Origin of the sequence: Streptomyces sp. NPDC046866, from assembly GCF_040704625.1 — a bacterium.
Taxonomy (GTDB): domain Bacteria; phylum Actinomycetota; class Actinomycetes; order Streptomycetales; family Streptomycetaceae; genus Streptomyces.
On record NZ_JBEYXN010000005.1, the window covers coordinates 205180 to 218812 of the forward strand.

12 protein-coding genes and 1 pseudogene are annotated in these 13633 nt (G+C 71.8%); 8 read left to right on the forward strand and 5 right to left on the reverse strand.

From position 1 onward, the window contains the following. Positions 1-14: 14 nt before the first annotated feature. The 3 genes from AB0953_RS11065 (at position 15) to AB0953_RS11075 (ending at position 2444) form a co-directional block, all read left to right on the forward strand. Positions 15-752, forward strand: coding sequence for a GPP34 family phosphoprotein (locus tag AB0953_RS11065; protein ID WP_366859104.1), 738 nt, complete (start codon positions 15-17; stop codon positions 750-752). Between the two features lie 380 nt (positions 753-1132). Beyond that, positions 1133-2017 (forward strand): helix-turn-helix transcriptional regulator, encoded by an 885-nt coding sequence (locus AB0953_RS11070; protein ID WP_366859105.1) that lies wholly within the window; start codon positions 1133-1135, stop codon positions 2015-2017. Between the two features lie 214 nt (positions 2018-2231). Continuing rightward, entirely contained in the window at positions 2232-2444 is a 213-nt protein-coding gene (locus AB0953_RS11075; protein ID WP_366859106.1) for a DUF397 domain-containing protein, read from the forward strand. Positions 2445-2576: 132 nt separating this feature from the next. Here AB0953_RS11075 and AB0953_RS11080 read toward each other — a convergent pair whose 3' ends face one another. Beyond that, positions 2577-3416, reverse strand: coding sequence for a hypothetical protein (locus AB0953_RS11080; RefSeq protein ID WP_366859107.1), 840 nt, complete (start codon positions 3414-3416; stop codon positions 2577-2579). Between the two features lie 129 nt (positions 3417-3545). Between AB0953_RS11080 and AB0953_RS11085 the strand changes: the two genes are divergently transcribed. Together AB0953_RS11085 and AB0953_RS11090 are read left to right on the forward strand one after the other, a co-directional pair. Beyond that, positions 3546-4733 carry a PLP-dependent aminotransferase family protein gene (locus AB0953_RS11085; protein WP_366859108.1) on the forward strand — a complete coding sequence of 396 codons (1188 nt, stop codon included), beginning with the start codon at positions 3546-3548 and terminating at the stop codon, positions 4731-4733. A gap of 71 nt (positions 4734-4804) precedes the next feature. Continuing rightward, complete coding sequence (locus AB0953_RS11090) at positions 4805-5581, forward strand: maleylpyruvate isomerase family mycothiol-dependent enzyme (RefSeq protein ID WP_366859109.1); 777 nt, start codon at positions 4805-4807, stop codon at positions 5579-5581. Positions 5582-5583: 2 nt separating this feature from the next. Here AB0953_RS11090 and AB0953_RS11095 read toward each other — a convergent pair whose 3' ends face one another. Then, the gene (locus tag AB0953_RS11095; RefSeq protein WP_366859110.1) at positions 5584-5976 is read right to left on the reverse strand and encodes an ATP-binding protein; all 393 of its coding nucleotides are present in this window, start codon (positions 5974-5976) and stop codon (positions 5584-5586) included. A 157-nt stretch (positions 5977-6133) separates the two neighbouring features. Here AB0953_RS11095 and AB0953_RS11100 point away from each other — a divergent pair. Further along, positions 6134-6802: pseudogene (locus AB0953_RS11100) on the forward strand (DUF5753 domain-containing protein); the annotation flags it as partial. Next, positions 6799-6993, forward strand: a complete 195-nt coding sequence (locus AB0953_RS11105) for a DUF397 domain-containing protein (RefSeq protein WP_366859111.1) — start codon at positions 6799-6801, stop codon at positions 6991-6993. The pseudogene AB0953_RS11100 and the gene AB0953_RS11105, both read left to right, overlap by 4 nt. A gap of 417 nt (positions 6994-7410) precedes the next feature. Here the strand turns inward: AB0953_RS11105 and AB0953_RS11110 are convergent, their stop codons facing one another. The 3 genes from AB0953_RS11110 to AB0953_RS11120 all read right to left on the reverse strand — a co-directional run bounded on the left by AB0953_RS11110 (position 7411) and on the right by AB0953_RS11120 (position 12322). After that, positions 7411-8292, reverse strand: a complete 882-nt coding sequence (locus AB0953_RS11110; protein WP_366859112.1) for a geranyl diphosphate 2-C-methyltransferase — start codon at positions 8290-8292, stop codon at positions 7411-7413. A 2-nt stretch (positions 8293-8294) separates the two neighbouring features. After that, entirely contained in the window at positions 8295-9581 is a 1287-nt protein-coding gene (locus tag AB0953_RS11115; RefSeq protein ID WP_366859218.1) for a family 2 encapsulin nanocompartment cargo protein terpene cyclase, read from the reverse strand. Positions 9582-10909: 1328 nt separating this feature from the next. Beyond that, positions 10910-12322, reverse strand: coding sequence for a family 2B encapsulin nanocompartment shell protein (locus tag AB0953_RS11120; protein ID WP_366859113.1), 1413 nt, complete (start codon positions 12320-12322; stop codon positions 10910-10912). Positions 12323-12821: 499 nt separating this feature from the next. Between AB0953_RS11120 and AB0953_RS11125 the strand changes: the two genes are divergently transcribed. Next, positions 12822-13619 (forward strand): SDR family oxidoreductase, encoded by a 798-nt coding sequence (locus AB0953_RS11125; protein WP_366859114.1) that lies wholly within the window; start codon positions 12822-12824, stop codon positions 13617-13619. Positions 13620-13633: the final 14 nt, after the last annotated feature.

Consider the following 13633-nt stretch of genomic DNA (forward strand, 5'->3'; position numbering starts at 1 on the left):
GCGGGGAGGCATGGATGGGCAGGAGCCGCAGAACAATTCCGGAGGAGCTTCTGCTGCTCGCTTTGGACCCGGCCACGGGTACCACGGCGCAGCCGCAGTCGCTCGACCTCGGCCTGGCCGGGGCACAGCTAGTGGAGCTGGCTCTGGCAGGACGGATAGCCCCTGACGGGGATCGTATCGCCGTGGTGATGCCACGGCCGACAGGAGATCCGACTCTGGACTCCGCACTGGAACTGCTGCGCAGGCGCGGCAGCCCGGTACGGGCCGTCCACTGGATCGGCGGACCCCGGCTGGGGCTCCGCCAGGTGTACCTCGCGCACCTGGAGCGCTGCGGCATGGTCCATGCCGTCGCGGGTCAGATGTGCGGAGTGCTGCCGACGACGCGCTACCAGGCGACGGACACGGCGATCAGCCGGGAGATCCGCGCCCGGCTCGACAGCGCGATCCGCACCGGCGTGCCGCCGGACCCGCGGACCGCGGCGCTCGCCGCGCTGGCCCATGCGGTCGGGCTCGGCAAGCACCTGTACCCGGGCAACGAGGGGCGGTCGTCCAGGTCCCGGCTGCGGGACCTGATCCGGCACGACCCGATGGGCGGCCTCGTGGCGCACGCCGTGATGGACGTCCAGAACGGCGTGGCCGCACAGCCGCGCCGGGAGCGCGCAGCAACACCGGCCGCCGCGCGTGCCACGGCGAACGGGGTTCCGATGCAGGCACGCCGCACGGGTGCGATGGCGCGCGCCGCCGCGCACTGATCCCGGCGGCACGAGCACGCGGCGCCGTACCGCAGCCACACCGGCACCAGCAGGCGCCACCAGCCACACCGGCACCACGCAGCAGCACCCGGCACCACACCGCACCACACCGCACCTCGCACGACGCACCGCGGCACCACCGAGAACCACGCGCAGATCCACAGCCCCACCGAAACGCCATCGCCGCAACCGGAGTCCTTCCAGACCCGGTTCGGGAGCCGCCAGCGCGCGGGGTGGCGAGACCGGTCCGCCGGTCTCGCCGCCCCGCGCGCACGCATTTCCGGGCCGTTCTCCGGCGCCGCCCCGCCCTTCGGTGGCAATCTGCTCACCATCAGACACGCAGAGAGACAGATCCAGAAGAAGGCGGAGGTGCCGTTCACGTGGCGTCCAATGTCAATCCCACCGTCCGACGCCGCCGACTGGGCATGGAGTTGCGCAAGCTCCGCGAGGACAAGGGCATGACGGCCGAACAGGTCGCCGAGCGCCTGCTCGTGTCCCAGTCGAAGATCAGCAGGCTGGAGAACGGCCGCCGGTCCATCAGCCAGCGCGACGTCCGCGACCTGTGCGACGTGTACGAGGTCGAGGACCGCCGGCTCGTCGACTCCCTGATGCAGATGGCCAAGGACTCCCGGCAGCAGGGCTGGTGGCACGCCTTCGGGGACATCCCGTACAGCGTCTACATCGGGCTCGAGACCGATGCGGCCAGCCTGCGCACGTACGAACCCCAGATGGTCCCGGGCCTGCTCCAGACCCCGGAGTACGCCCATGCCCTCATCCGCGGCGCGCTACCCGAGACCGCGCCGGCCGATGTGGAGAAGCGCGTCCAGGTGCGCATGCACCGGCAGAAACGCCTTTCCGAAACCGACAACAACAACCCGGACGTCGGGCCCCTGCGACTCTGGGCGGTCATCGACGAGGCGGTGCTGCGCCGGCACGTGGGCGACGCCCAGGTCATGGTGCGCCAGCTCGAGTACTTGATAGAGCAGTCGGAGCAGCCGTACATCACGGTGCAGGTGATGCCCTTCTCGATGGGCGCGCATCCGGGGGTGAACGGCCAGTACGCCATCCTGGAATTCCCGGACGCCTCCGACTCGACGGTCGTCTACATCGAGGGCGTCACGAGCGATTTGTACCTGGAGAAGGCCAATGACGTTCAGAAGTACAGCGTGATGTACGAGCACCTGCGCGCCCAGGCACTCAATGTGGAACAGACGCGGCAGTTCATCGCCGAGGTCATCGACCAGTATTCAGGCAAGGACAAGTAAACGGGGAGGAAACGGGCCAGGTGGCGAGGGGGGCCGGTACGGTACACCGTCACTCCCCGGCCACGGAACTCCTGACTGGAATATGCCACCCGGTCGGGTGAATGACCTCTTCACCCCTCGGACGGTGCCGGTAGCGTCGATCACGTCGCCCGGAAGAAACGAATGGCCGGAGCGACACCCCCTCCTGGCACCACTCGTAGAACCGGAGAAAAACATGGCTATTCGTCAGGGCGCGACGGAAAACTGGACCAAGTCCTCCTACTCCGGCGGAAACGGCGCCTGCGTCGAGGTCAAGTCCCCCGTCATGGAGGCCATTGCCGTCCGCGACTCGAAGGCGCAGGACGGTCCGTCCCTCACCTTCGCGCCGGGCTCCTGGACCTCATTCGTCGCCGGCGTCACCGAGGGCGGGCTGGGGCGCCTCGCCTGAAGGCCACGGGGAACGTCCCATCCGCCCCTCCCGCACCACCGTCCGCACCGCATGCAGCATTGACCGCAGCCCTCTCGACTGGTCCGCCGTCCTGGCCGAGGGGGCTCTGTCATGCCCGCACGGACAAGCGCCCTACCTCAGCTGATCGACGTACCGGTCGGTCCCCGGCACGGTCGGAACGAACGGCGCCACCAGCTCCACCCGCCCGAGCCCCGCCTGCGCCACCTCCCCGTCCAGCCCCCGGAACCGCTCCCAGCAGCTGCGCGGGTCGGCCTCCAGGAACCACAGCAGCGTCAGCCGGGTGTCGACCCCCTCGACCTGCTTCACGTACGTCATCCGGTCACCGGGCAGCGGCGTCGGCCGGAACACCACCACCATCGCCGCCGGCGAACCCGCCAGCCGCGCCGGCAGCGCCCGGCTCCGCAGCCACTCCAGCAACTCCTCCCGCTGCTCCGGCCCCTCCGCGTCCACGACCTGCACCACGAGCCCCTCGTACGGATGGTCCAGGGCGTGGAAGTCCCGCGGCCCGGCGGCCCCGTCCCGGTACACGGTCGCCTCGTGGTCGTGGAACGCGGTGAAGACGTGGGTCCGCTCGCGGTACACGCGGGCATCGCGGTTGAGCCGCTTGTTGATGCCGACGGTCCACCTCATGTGCTCGTCGTAGCGGCCCTCGGTGACCCAGTACGTCGAGATGTAGCACCCGGCGGTGACCGGCTGGGCCACCGCCGACTTCTCCGGGTAGCGCAGCTCCTGCAACTCCCTCGTCGCCACCCAGCGGCGTCCCGCGTACATCCAGGGCATGGCCATGGCCCCGGCGTAGTAGTGGTCGTCCTCGTACCAGCGGTTGTACGCGTACTCGTGGCCCGGGTGCGGCTCGACCATCGTGATCAGCGCATGGCCGGGCCGGACCCCGTACGGCCCGACGCCGGCCAGCACCGCATAGTCCTCGACCCGTGTGTCCTCTGTCGTCATGCACGGCTATCTAGCCGACACACCCTCAGATGGCGAGAGGCATCACACGATTCCACCCCTCGATACATAGATGCCACCTACATCCTTCCCGGACTAGCATGCCGCCACGCCACCCACGAAGGAGCCGCCATGCTGCCGCCGCTCGCCGCCCGCGCCACCGCCGTCGCCGGCTCCCCGATCCGCGAGATCCTGGCCCTCACCGCCCGCCCCGGCGTCATCTCCTTCGCCGGCGGCCTGCCGGCCCCGGAGCTCTTCGACACCGAGGGCCTCCGGGCCGCGTACGACGCCGCGTTCACCGCCTCGCCCACCAGGGCCCTGCAGTACTCCACCACCGAGGGCGCCCCCGAACTCCGCGCAGCGGTGGCGGCCCGCACAACCGCCCGCGGCCTGCCCACCGCACCCGACGACCTGCTGGTCACCACCGGCTCCCAGCAGGCCCTCGCCCTGATCACCTCCGCACTCGTCGACCCGGGCGACACGGTCCTGGTCGAGAACCCCACCTACCTGGCGGCGCTCCAGAGCTTCGGCATGGCCGGGGCCCGGGTCGTACCCGTCCCCTGCGACGACGAGGGCATCCTCCCCAACGCCCTGGAGCAGCTCGTGGCCCGGGAGCGCCCCAAACTCCTCTACACCATCCCCACCTTCCAGAACCCCACCGGCCGCACCCTGCCCGGCGCCCGCCGCGGCGAGGTGGCGGGCATAGCCGCCCGCCGCGGCCTCTGGCTGGTGGAGGACGACCCGTACGGCGACCTCCGCTTCGAAGGACGGGACATCCCCTGGCTCGCCGCGCACCCCGGCGCGGAGGACCGCACGGCCCTCCTGGGCAGCTTCTCCAAGATCCTGGCCCCTGGCCTCCGGCTGGGCTGGCTCCGCGCGCCCGCGGCCCTCCGCCGCGCAGCGGCCGTCGCCAAACAGGCGGCCGACCTCCACACCTCCACGGTGGACCAGCTGGCCGCGGCCCACTACCTCGCCACGGCCGACCTGGACGCCCACATCGCCCGCGTCCGCACGGCCTACCGCACCCGCCGCGACGCCCTGCTCGCGGGCCTGGCCGAGGCCCTCCCACCGCACTCGACCTGGAACCGCCCCGAGGGGGGCATGTTCGTCTGGGCCCGCCTCCCGGAAGGCCACGACGCCACGGCCCTGCTCAAGGCAGCCATCCACCACGATGTGGCCTTCGTCCCCGGCGCCCCCTTCCACACGGGCACCCCGGACCCCCGCACCCTCCGCCTCTCCTTCACCACCCACACCCCGCCCGACATCACCACGGGCCTGGACCGCCTTGCCACCGCCTCCTCGGGTTCTTCGAGGTGGTGAGGGACCGCCCACGAGACGACGCCGACGAAAACCGCTGTCCGGCGACCGGCAGACAGTGATAGAGATCCAGCGTGACCATGACACTCGAGTTCCCCGCTCTGCTGCGCCTGATCGACGAACGGTCGACCGCCTTCCGCGCCGCGATCGCCTCCGCGCCCAGTCTCGACGTACAGGTGCCGACCTGCCCCGAGTGGACGCTGTTCGACCTGGCGCAGCACATCGGCGAGGGCCGCCGCGACTGGGCCGCCACCGTCGCCGCGGGGCCTGCTCCGGCCAAGTCCGCAGCGGAGGGCGCCCCGGCCGCCCCCCGGGAGCGCGAGGCCCTGCTGGCCTGGCTGGCGGAGTCCACGGACCAACTCCTGGACGCCTTGCGGGAGGCCGGCCCGGACCGCGGTTGCTGGGCGTGGTGGGAGACGCTGCAGTCGCCCCACACCGCTGGTGCCGTGGCCCGGCACCAGCTCCAGCAGATGGCGGTGCACACGTACGACGCCGAGATCACCGTAGGCGCCCCGCTGCCGCTGCCGGACGAGGTGGCCCTCGACGGTGTCGACGAGTTCCTGTCCACCTGCGTCGCCACGACAAGTGCCTGGCCGCACAAGCCCGCCGTCATCGACTTCCACGCCACCGAGGGCCGCTCCTGGCGCCTCTCGCTCTCCGCGGCCGGCGCACGAACGGTCCGCCTCCCCGGCACCGCACCGGCCCCGGACGGGACCGTCTTCTTCTCCCTTCGGGGCACGGCCAACGAACTGGTCCTCAGCCTGTACGACCGCATCCCGGTCGACTCCCTGGCGACCGACGGCGACCGAGGCGTCTTCGCCCAGCTCAGCGCCTGGGACCCGGACGAGTAGCCTCAACACCGACCCCACACCGACAGTTCTGCCCACACCGTCTTCCGCGGGGGCGGCCCCAGCGTGACGCCCCACCGGTCCGCGTAGGCGGCCACGATCCGCAGCCCCCGCCCCTCCCCACCCTCCACGGGCAACCGGTCCACCCGCGTATCGGCCACCTCGACGCGCAGCGTGTCCCCCCGGACGGCCAGCTCCAGCCGGAAGTCCCGCCCGGCAACCCGCCCGTGGGCAACGGCGTTCACCGCCAGCTCGGCCACCACCTGCGCCCCCGCCTCCAAGGGCAGCCCCCACCCCCGGAGTTGCTCGACGGTCAGCAGACGGGCGAGACGCGCTCCACGCGGCGTGGAGGAGAGCTGCACACCAAACCGAAGGAGCTCACGACTTTCGAGATTCATGTCACTCAGCGTGGCCGGTCGTGCCTACCCTGAACAGCGACGACGCCACTGTGTACCGAGACTGTCCGGCGCTTGTCCGGCCTTGTCCTGCCTGTCCGCAGCGACGGTGTGGGTACGGGGCGTTGAGGATGTCGGGCACGTCGGGAGTGGGTGCGCCGGCAAACGCATCCCGCGCCCGGAGTACCTGGACAAGGCCGACGAGGCACTCGCCGCCGGGGGCCGCGTAGCGGCCATGAAACGGGACGTGGAGCAGGCCCGTTACCCGAAGCGGGTCCGCGATCTGGCCAAAATGGAGTCGCGTGCGGTCGAAATCGGCGCCTACCGGATCCACGGCATACATGGCCTGTTGCAGACCGAGGAGTACGCCCGAGCGCTGTTCGAGATGCGGCAGCCTGCCTACTCACCGTCCGAGGTGGACCGGTTCGTGGCCGCACGCTCCGCACGCAGGTCGATCTTTGAGCGTGACCCTGCTCCGTCGCTCAGCTTCGTCCAGGAAGAGGCGACCCTACGGCGTCGTATCGGGGGCACAATGGTCAGGCGGCGGCAACTCGAACATCTGCTGGAGGTGGTTCAGTTGCGCAACATCGCATTCCAGGTGATGCCGCTTGATGTCGAAGTTCACGCCGGTATGGACGGCGGGATCGAAGTGCTCAAGTTTGGCGACGGCTCGGCAGTCGGGCGGTCCGAGGGAGCCTTCGGCGGGCGGCCTGTTTCCGACCCGCGGCAGCTCCGGATCTTGGAACTGCGCTATGGCATGATCCGGGCCCAGGCTCTCACCCCGAGGGAGTCAGTGGCCTTCATCGAGCACGTCCTGGGAGAGACATGACCCACAACCCTGAGCTGGCGTGGTTCAAGAGCAGCTACAGCGATGGCAGCGAGGGAGACTCCTGCGTCGAGGTCGCCCGCACCGCCAAGCGCGTCCACGTCCGGGACTCCAAGGACATCGCCCGCCCCCACCTCACCTTCTCCCCCACCGCTTGGGCCGACTTCGTAGCGAAGAGGCGCAGCAGCCGCTGAGACGGCAGGAGCGCGTAGCGATCTGATGCGCACCCCAAAGCCGCCGGGCACCAACCGACGCGGCTCGCGCGGCCGTAGGTCCCCCCGGGCCGTCCCTCCCCCTCCCCCGGGGGCCGCCCGACAGTCCTTGTCGTTCCGGGGCGGTCGTCGGGGTCAAGGGTGGCCGCAGGCCATCGCGTAGCGACGCGACGAAGGAGCGCCCTTGAGGCCGGCGGCCGCCCCGGAAGGACACTGGGACTGGCGGGCAGCCCCCGGGCACCCCTCCGACCCCGCCCGCCCCCGACCCGCCCGCCCCCTCCACCCCTCACCCCGCACCCCTCACCCCGCACCCCTCACCCCAGCCCTTCGCACAGCAAGGGCCCCACCCGCAGTCCCCCGCGGGCAGGGCCCTCACCTCCGTACAACAGCCGAGCCGGGTCAGACCCGGTCAGCCGCAATCAGCACGTACTGGAACGACCCGTCCCGGTACGAGTTGATGAACGCCTCCTCGATCCCGGTGACCAGCGAGGACGTGGCCCGCAGCTCCCAGTACGGCAGCGTCGCCGGCGTCAGGTCGATCACGGCCTGCGGCACAAGCCGGTTGTCGGCCATGGCGCGCAGGTACTCCCTCCGGGAGTGGATGTTGCACTCGAAGTGGGCGTTGATCTGCGAGACCCACTTCGACGGCTGGCCGTACCGCGGGTTCCAGCACCCGGTGATGGTCACGTACCGGCCGCCCACCTTCAGGATGCGGCTGTGCTCCGACATCAGGTCGTGCAGGTCGACGTACATGCTGGACTCGTTGTTCCACGAGCCCGCTGCCTGCCCCGTCTCGAACGGCATGTCGAGCATGTTGCAGACGCGGGCCCGCACCGACTCCTCGATGCCGAGCTCGCGGGCGCGGCCGTTGGCGAAATCGGCCTGCTTGGAGGAGAGCGTGACCCCTTCCACCGTGCAGCCGAACCGCTGGTGCGCCATGACCATCGACCCGCCGCGGCCGCAGCCGGCGTCGACCAGGGTGTCCTCGCGGCCGATGGAGCCGAGGTGGTCCAGGAGGACATCCGTCTGGGCCGACTCCAGCCTGTGCAGCTCGGCGATCAGCTTCTTCTCGTACTCGCCGTCCGCGGGGTCTCCCAGCGCGGCGTGGTCGACGTCGCCGATGCCGTAGTGGTGGTGGTAGAGGCCGTCCACGTCACCAAGGCGCAGGTTCACCGGCCGGGCCTCGGCGTTCCAGTAACGGGCGATGTCCCCCTGGTAGGGCGTGGCGGGGGCGGGGATGAAGGTGGTGGTGCTGACGGTGCTGGTCACGGATAAATCCATCCTTACCAAAAGTCGGGCAGGCTGTATCGATAGGTGTTCGTGCTGTGCCAGTAGTGGTTGCCGTCGACCCAGACGGCCACGCCGCGCAGGAAGCGCAGCACGCTCGGGGCGGGGCAGGCGGCGGCCAGTTCGGCGGACGCGGCCTCGAACTCGTGCATGAGCTCGTTGTGGACCTCGACCGCCTTCAGGTAGCCGTCCCGATCCGAAAGGCCCTCGCGTTCGGAGATCACCACGGGCAGGTTCAGGTGCTTGCCGGGGCTGGCCAGTTCCTTGGTGTACGAGTACAGGTCGTTGGAGATGGTGGTGGCGTTGCCGGCGAGCGCGATGACCCGCTGCATGGCGGGCTGGGCGTGCAGGTCCGCCGGCAGTTCGTACCCGCCGATGCTGTCGGTGAGCGTGGGGCAGGGGCGGAAGTTGTTGAACTGGCGCATCGCCAGGTACTCCCACACCTCGGGCATGTAGTCGGTCTCGGCCCAGGCGGCCTCGGCGAGGTAGCCCATGTGCAGGCGGGCCATGTCGTGACGGAAACGGTCCGCCTGGGAGGCGGTGGCCAGCTCGGCGAAGTACGCCATGGCGGAGCGGTAGGCCCGGCGCGGGGCGTCGCAGTGCAGCGACTCGGCCCAGCCGGGGGCGTACTCGGTGGTGGTGTGGAGGGGATCGAGGGCGGTGTGCGCCATGAGGAGGCGGCCGCCCAGGCCGACGGGGGAGCCGCCGTGGTCCTCGCAGTAGCAGTCGTCCACCACGTTCTCGGCGACCATCAGGCGGGTGGCGGCCATGAGGTGCTCGATGGTGGGGGCGTCGGGGTGGCAGGCGACCATGTAACGGGCCACGGAGAACCCGTCGAACTGGTCCTCCCACTCCGGGGGATACAGCTGGACCTCCTCCACCGCCCAGGCCTTGATCCGGCGGCTGACCTCGGCCACGCGGGCGGGGTCGGGCTCGGGGACCGGGTGGTAGTAGAGGCCGGGGATGGGCCGGCCGGCGGGTTCGGGTGACGGGGCCTCCGGCGGGGGCGCGGGCAGCCCCGGTCCCGCGGCCGAGGGCGGGGCGGCGCCCCGCCGGGCCAGGGAGAGCCCGCCGGTGCCGAGCCCGCTGGGCCCCCGCAGGAGCCGCTCCAGCGCGGCGCGGGGCGCGCGCACGGCGGGCCGGGCCCCCTGCACGGGGGCGGCGGACGCCGCCGAGGCGGGGGCGGACGCGACCGAGGCAGGGGCCGCGGCGGACGCGACCGAGGCGGGCGGGGTCGGGCTCCCCGCGGGGGGCCCGGGCCACCCGACGGGCACGGCCGACACGGCGGCATCCCCCGCGGCAGCCCGCACCCCGGAGCCGAGTGCCGTCACCGAAGGCGGGCCCGGCAGGCCGGGGCGCCCGCCGCCGGGGGCTTCGGCGCCGGCCGCGGCACCGGGCTGGGCCACGACGCCGGCGGGGACGGCCGCCGGGGTCGACGGGGCCGCCGGGGCCGCGGCGACAGCCGCGGGTACGGCCGGAACGGCCCCGGTGTTCGGCACCGCCGGCGAAGGCGGCCCCGGCAGACTGGGCCGCCCTCCGACGGCGGCTTCGGCGCCGGCGGCGGACTGCACCGCGGCCGCGAGGACGTGGGCCCCGAATCGAGCCGCAGCTCCGGGCAGGCTCGACTGCAGCGGGGAAGGCCCGGGAACGGGCATCCGTAGCTCCTTGATGAGGTGGTTGGGCTGACCCGGATCCCGGGCACGCTCGTCCGACCCGGGACTGCCCGGGCTACCGCAGCCGCCGTGGCGGCGACCAAGAGTCCGTACGGGTGGGCCGACGGCCGGGAGGGGACCCTCGGGGCCGCCCGCCGAACCCTCGGGCCCCGCCCGCCAGGGCGCAGGACCGTCAGGCTCCGGCCGACAAGCGCAGGCACCGTCGCCCCGGAACCTGCGGGCCACCGGAGCCGCCAGGCCCCGCGGCCGTCGGGCCGGGCCGGACTCCGGAGCCGCAGGCTCCGGACCGAGGCGACACCCGGCCCATCGGGCCACGGGGCCTCGGCCCCGAGGCCGTCAGGCCCTCGGGCACCAGGCGGGGCCCGGGCCCGTGACCGCCAGCACCGAACCCCTGCCGGGCTTGCAACCGGCATGCCTCGGACCGCCAGACACGAGGCCGCCAGGCCCCGGACCATCAGGTCCACCGGACCGAAGCCAGGTCCAAGAGACCGGTAGCCGCCAAGCCCTACAGCCGTCCGGCCTGAGCCCTTCCTGCTCTGCAGACCGTCCGGGTCCGGCCCCTCGGGCGCCGGGGCCTCAGGCCCGGGGCCCACTCGGCTGCCGCTCCGTCAGCCCGGCACCCCCGTCGGGCCATGCCCGCCGTAGCGACCGGCCTGGCCGTCGGACCAGTGCATCGACCCATCGGCCGCATCGACCGGCACAGCCAGAGCGACCGACACGGCCAGAGCGACCGAAGCAGCCGAAGCCACCCAGGCAGCCGAAGCAATCGGAGCGACCACAACAGCCACACAAGCAGAGCGCCCAGACCAACGCGGCTGCCCCGGCCACCCGGCCCGGCCGGCAGAGACCACCGACCAGCGACCACCGACCAGCGACCACCGACCAGCCCCCGTCAGACCGCCCCCACCGCCCGGCCCGCCCGGCCCGGCCCCCGCCCCCTAGTCGTGCCGTCGGGCGATCTGCACGTTCTCCAGCACGCCCAGCGCATCCGGCACCAGGATCGCGGCCGAGAAGTACGTCGTGACCAGGTACGAGATGATCGACCGCTCGTCGATGCCCATGAACCGCACCGACAGCCCCGGCTCGTACTCCTCCGGCAGGCCGGTCTGGCGCAGGCCGATGACGCCCTGGTTGTCCTCACCCGTACGCATGGCGATCACCGAGCTGGTGTTCTCCTTGCTGATCGGGATCTTGTTGCACGGCAGGATCGGCACTCCGCGCCACGCCGGGACCGACTGCCCGCCGACGTCGACGTGGTCCGGGTACAGCCCGCGGGCGTTGAGCTCCCGCCCGATCGCCGCGATGGTCCGCGGGTGGGCGAGGAAGAGCTTCGTGCCGCGCCGCCGGCACAGCAGCTCGTCGAGGTCGTCGGGGGTCGGCGGGCCGGAGTGGGTCTGGATGCGCTGCTTGAAGTCCGCGTTGTGGAGCAGGCCGAAGTCGCGGTTGTTGACGAGCTCGTGCTCCTGCCGCTCGCGCAGCGCTTCGATGGTCAGCCGCAGCTGTTCCTCGGTCTGGTTGTGCGGTCCGTTGTACAGGTCCGCGACCCTCGTGTGGACCCGCAGCACGGTCTGCGCGATGGAGAGCTCGTACTCGCGCGGGTTGACCTCGTAGTCCACGAACGTGCCCGGCAGCTCCGGCTCGCCCGTGTGGCCGGCCGACAGCGCGATCTCGGCCTCGCCGTGGCGGTTCTGCCGCTGGTGCGGCAGCGCGCTGAACTGCGTGATGTGCGCCTGGAGGGTCGGCGCGGTGCCCAGGATGGCGTGGAAGTCGGACCGCGTCAGGGTCAGCAGCGTGCCGGGCGTCTCGGCGGTGGCGGTGTAGTCCCACGTGCCGTCGCCGTCGAGGAGCGCGTGCTCGCCGAAGCGGTCGCCGTCGGCGAGGACGGCGACGGCGACGTCCTCGCCGTACTTGCCCACCGAGGTCTTGCTGATCCGGCCGTGTGCGATCAGGTGAATCCGTTCAGCAGGGGTGCCGCGCTCGACCAGTACCTCGCCGGCGCGGAAGTCGCGCTGCACGCACCGGCCTGCCAGGGCGTTCAGCACCTCCTCGTCGTCGTAGCCGCGCAGCAGGGCGAGTTCGCCGAGCTCGCGCGGGATCACGCGGACGTTCGCGCCGTCCTGGACGAACTCGATGCGTCCGTCGCCGACGGTGTAGGTGAGGCGGCGGTTCACCCGGTAGGTGCCGCCCTTGGTCTCGACCCAGGGGAGCATCCGCAGCAGCCAGCGGGAGGTGATCTCCTGCATCTGCGGGGCGGACTTGGTCGTGCTGGCAAGGTTGCGCGCAGCCGCTGTGCTCAGGCTGGACTGCGGGGGCAGCTCCGGCCGGGCCTCGGGACTGGTCTCGACGGTCATGCGGGCGAGCTCTCCTTCGCAAGGGCGGCGACCGGCGCACCTGCGCGCCACCGGTGGGGTGAAAAAGAGGGATGAGGAGTAAAGAGGATGAATGCCCGGGATTCTGGATGTACGTCCAGATCCCGGGGAACAGTAACGTCGGTGCACCCGTCCGCCCCCTGAAAGAGCGCCGGTTTACCTCGAAGCGGTGATCTTGAAGCCGGATGCGTTTATGCGGGCGATCGGCGACATTCAAGCCAGATCGAACGCGCCGAAGCCGAAGCCGAAGCCGAAGCCGAAGCCGAAGCCGAAGCCGATACCGACACCGACACCGACACCGACACCGACGCCGACACCGGCCAAGAAGAAGACGGAACCGCCGGCGCACGAGCCATGCACGCGACTCCCGCCCCGACCCCTTCCCTCCTTGGCGCCCCCCACCTAACCTGACGCCGCGTCAAATTCACTCGTACCGCGACAGCATCAGCGCCGCCCGCGGCGCTCCGGGAGGCGATCGCACATGCTGCTGCAAGGGAAGACGGTCGTCGTCTCCGGCGTCGGGGCCGGCCTCGGGCACCAAGTCGCGGCCGCCGTCGTACGCGAGGGCGGGAACGCCGTGCTCGGCGCGCGCACCGAGGCGAATCTCGTCAAATCCGCCGCCGAGATCGACCCGGACGGCACCCACACCGCCCACCGCGCCACCGACATCTGCGACGAGGCGCAGTGCGCGGCCCTCGCCGCCCTCGCCGTCGAGCGGTTCGGCGGCATCGACGCCGTCGTGCACGTCGCTGCCCTGGACTCCTGCTTCGGCGGCATCCAGGACGCCGACTTCGACACCTGGCAGCAGGTCCTCGACGTCAACCTGCTCGGCACCCTCCGCATGACGCGGGCCTGCCTCCCCGCCCTCAAGGCCGGAACCGCCGGCCCCGGCGGCGGCTCCGTCGTCATCATCGGCACCCAGTCCGCCGTGGCCGCGCCGAGCGAGGTCCAGCAGGCCGCGTACGCCGCCTCCAAGGGGGCGCTGACCTCGGCCATGTACTCCATGGCCCGCGAGCTCGGCCCCCACCGCATCCGGGTCAACACCGTGCTGCCGGGCTGGATGTGGGGGCCGCCGGTCCAGGCCTTCGTCACCTTCACCGCGCACGCCGAGGGCATCCCCGAAGCCGAGGTGCGGGGCCGCCTCACCCGGCGGATGGCGCTGCCCGACCTGGCCACCGACGGGGACGTCGCCGACGCCGCGGTGTTCTTCGCCTCCGACCGGGCCCGGGCGATAACCGGCCAGTCCCTGCTGGTCAACGCCGGGGAGCTGATGCGGTGAGGGCCGGGACGCAC

Coding starts and splice junctions, on each gene's coding strand:
- AB0953_RS11065 (WP_366859104.1), top strand. CDS start 15: ATGGGCAGGAGCCGCAGAACAATTCCGGAGGAGCTTCTGCTGCTCGCT.
- AB0953_RS11075 (WP_366859106.1), top strand. CDS start 2,232: ATGGCTATTCGTCAGGGCGCGACGGAAAACTGGACCAAGTCCTCCTAC.
- AB0953_RS11080 (WP_366859107.1), bottom strand. CDS start 3,416: ATGACGACAGAGGACACACGGGTCGAGGACTATGCGGTGCTGGCCGGC.
- AB0953_RS11085 (WP_366859108.1), top strand. CDS start 3,546: ATGCTGCCGCCGCTCGCCGCCCGCGCCACCGCCGTCGCCGGCTCCCCG.
- AB0953_RS11095 (WP_366859110.1), bottom strand. CDS start 5,976: ATGAATCTCGAAAGTCGTGAGCTCCTTCGGTTTGGTGTGCAGCTCTCC.
- AB0953_RS11105 (WP_366859111.1), top strand. CDS start 6,799: ATGACCCACAACCCTGAGCTGGCGTGGTTCAAGAGCAGCTACAGCGAT.
- AB0953_RS11110 (WP_366859112.1), bottom strand. CDS start 8,292: ATGGATTTATCCGTGACCAGCACCGTCAGCACCACCACCTTCATCCCC.
- AB0953_RS11120 (WP_366859113.1), bottom strand. CDS start 12,322: ATGACCGTCGAGACCAGTCCCGAGGCCCGGCCGGAGCTGCCCCCGCAG.
- AB0953_RS11125 (WP_366859114.1), top strand. CDS start 12,822: ATGCTGCTGCAAGGGAAGACGGTCGTCGTCTCCGGCGTCGGGGCCGGC.